The 2,467-nt window shown below is 68.3% G+C and carries 1 protein-coding gene and 1 pseudogene; one reads left to right on the top strand and one right to left on the bottom strand.

Features of this window, described 5'->3' with window-relative positions; translation table 11 throughout:
* Positions 1-469: pseudogene (locus IY392_RS12725) on the top strand (hypothetical protein); the annotation flags it as partial.
* A 9-nt stretch (positions 470-478) separates the two neighbouring features.
* Here the strand turns inward: IY392_RS12725 and IY392_RS12720 are convergent.
* The gene (locus IY392_RS12720; protein ID WP_107755720.1) at positions 479-2,128 is read right to left on the bottom strand and encodes an AMP-binding protein; all 1,650 of its coding nucleotides are present in this window, start codon (positions 2,126-2,128) and stop codon (positions 479-481) included.
* Positions 2,129-2,467: the final 339 nt, after the last annotated feature.

Genomic DNA, 2,467 nt, shown 5'->3' with positions numbered 1-2,467 from the left:
CGCGCGAGCCGTCTTCGAGGAGCTCGCGGGGTCCGGGCCGGTGCCGGTCCACCGCGTCCACGGTGACCTGCACCTGGGCCAGACCCTCCGGGCCCCGGACCGCTGGATCATCATCGACTTCGAGGGGGAACCGTCCGCCCCGCTGGCCGAGCGCCGGGTTCCGGACTCCCCCGCCCGCGACGTGGCCGGGATCCTGCGCAGCCTCGACTACGCCGCCCAGCACACGCTGGTGGGGGTCGACGACCGGCAGTTGCGGTTCCGGGCACGCGAGTGGCGGGATCGCAACGTCGACGCGTTCTGCGCCGGGTACGCCGAGGTCAGCGACTCCGACCCGCGCGAGACCGGCGCGCTCCTCCGGGCGTACACCTTGGACAAGGCCGTCTACGAGGTGGTGTACGAGTCGCGCAACCGGCCCAGCTGGATGGGGGTCCCGCTGGGCGCGGTCGAGCGGATCCTCGCGACGGACTAGCGCTTCTCGTCAGCTCACGGGCAGCTGGTCCTTGGCCCACTTGTAGTCGGCCTTGCCCGCGGGCGACCGGCGGATCTCGGGCACGTCGACGATCACCTTGGGGACCTTGTAGTTCGCCAGGGACTGCCGCAGGAACTCCGACAGCTCGTCCTGCCCGACCGACTGCCCCTCGCGGAACGAGACCACGGCGGCGACCTTCTGCCCGTAGCGCGGGTCCGGCGCCCCGGCGACCAGCGCGTCGTGTACGGCCGGGTGGGCCTTGATCGCCTGCTCGACCTCCTCCGGGAAGACCTTCTCCCCGCCGGTGTTGATGCATCCCGACCCGCGGCCGAGGAACACGATCGTGCCGTCCTCGCGGATCTGGCCCATGTCCCCCAGTATCGAGACGCGTCGACCGTCGACCACGGGGAAGGTCTTGGCGGTCTTCTCCGGGTCGTTCCAGTAGCCGACGGGCAGGTGACCGCGGCGGACGATGTAGCCGACCTCGTCCGAGCCCGGCGCGATGGGCCGGAAGTCCTCGTCGACCACGCCGAGCTTCGGGCTGGCCGGGATGGTCATCTCACCGGATTCGTTCATCCCCAGCTCGCCGTCGTTACCGGCCTCGGAGGCACCGAAGTTGTCGCGGATGATGATGTTGGGCAGCACCTCGAGCACCCGCTCGCGACTGGACTTGGACCAGATGCCGCCGCCGGAGGCCATCATGAACAGCGTGCTGAAGTCCATGGTCTCGGTGGCCTTGACCAGCTCGTCCGTCAGCGGCACCGCCATGCCGTCGCCCACGAACATGAGGATGTGGGCCTTGTGCTCCGCCGTGGCCCGGACGATCTCCGCGGCGTCGAACTCCCGGAACATGATGAGGTGGCCGCCCAGATTGACGAAGGTCAGCAGTGTGAACAGGCCCGCCCCGTGCATGAGTGGCGCGGAGATGACCACCTTCAACCCCCCGTCGGGCGAGATGTTCTCGGCCACCTCGGCGGGGCTGTGCCGCTTGTCGCCGTAAGGGTTCCCGCCCGACAGGCACGCGTAGAAGTAGTCCGACATGTGCCACTGCACGCCCTTGGGGAAGCCGGTGGTGCCACCGGTGTAGACGATCCAGTGGTCGTCGCCACGGACGGGCTCGAAGTCCCGCTCCGCCGACTGCGCCGGCCATTCGGTGTCCCCGTCGACAACGGTGAGGCCCTTGGCGGCGCACGCCGAGGCCAGGACCTCCGGGACACCGCCGAACACGATGACCGTGCGGACGGTCTCGAGGTCCGGGATCGCGGCGGCCATGGTCTCGGCGAACTCGGCGTCGACCAGCACGGCGATCGACTTGGAGTCGTTGAACAGGTAGACCAGCTCCGGCGGGGTGTACCTGAAGTTGACGTTGATCCCGGCCACCCGGATCTTCATGCACCCGAGGATGGCCGCCATGTGTGCGGTGCTGTTCTTCATGTAGAGGGCGACGTGGCTGCGTGGCTCCGCACCGTGAGCACGCAGCAGGTGGCCCATCCGGTTGGCGAGTTCGTCGATCTGGCGATAGGAGTACTCGACACCGTCCATGGTCAGCAACGGGTTGTCCGGGATCGTGTCGACGACGGCCTCGAACACCGCGGCCTGGTTCATCTCCGGATTGGTGCCGGCGAGCGGATCGGTCGAGTGGTCAGCAGCTTCGGTCATGGCGGAATCCTTCGCGAGGTCAGTCAAAATGTGGCTGTCCTCACATTGTGACCTGAACTTGTTCTCATGTCCAGACGGCACCCTGATCAGGCCAGACCCTCAATTAGTAGAACGGGTTCTAGCTATACTTCGCTCCGCGAACGCGGTTTCTCGTGACCCCGCGCCCGTGAGCGCCTACATTTTGGACATGAGTTCACGGCGGTCCCCGCACAGCGGCGCGCCCTACGACGGGGGCCTGATGCTGCCCCGCGCCACGCGGACGGGGACGGTCCCGGTGGACGGTCGCCGATCCGCCGCCCCGGAGGCGGACCGACCGTCGGGCCGCACGCCGACGCTGAC

Origin of the sequence: Dietzia sp. SYD-A1 (assembly GCF_015356725.1) — a bacterium.
Lineage (GTDB): Bacteria > Actinomycetota > Actinomycetes > Mycobacteriales > Mycobacteriaceae > Dietzia.
Note: the sequence above shows the minus strand (reverse complement) of the source record. Positions and strands in the feature narration are given on the sequence as shown.

Coding starts and splice junctions, on each gene's coding strand:
- IY392_RS12720 (WP_107755720.1), bottom strand. CDS start 2,128: ATGACCGAAGCTGCTGACCACTCGACCGATCCGCTCGCCGGCACCAAT.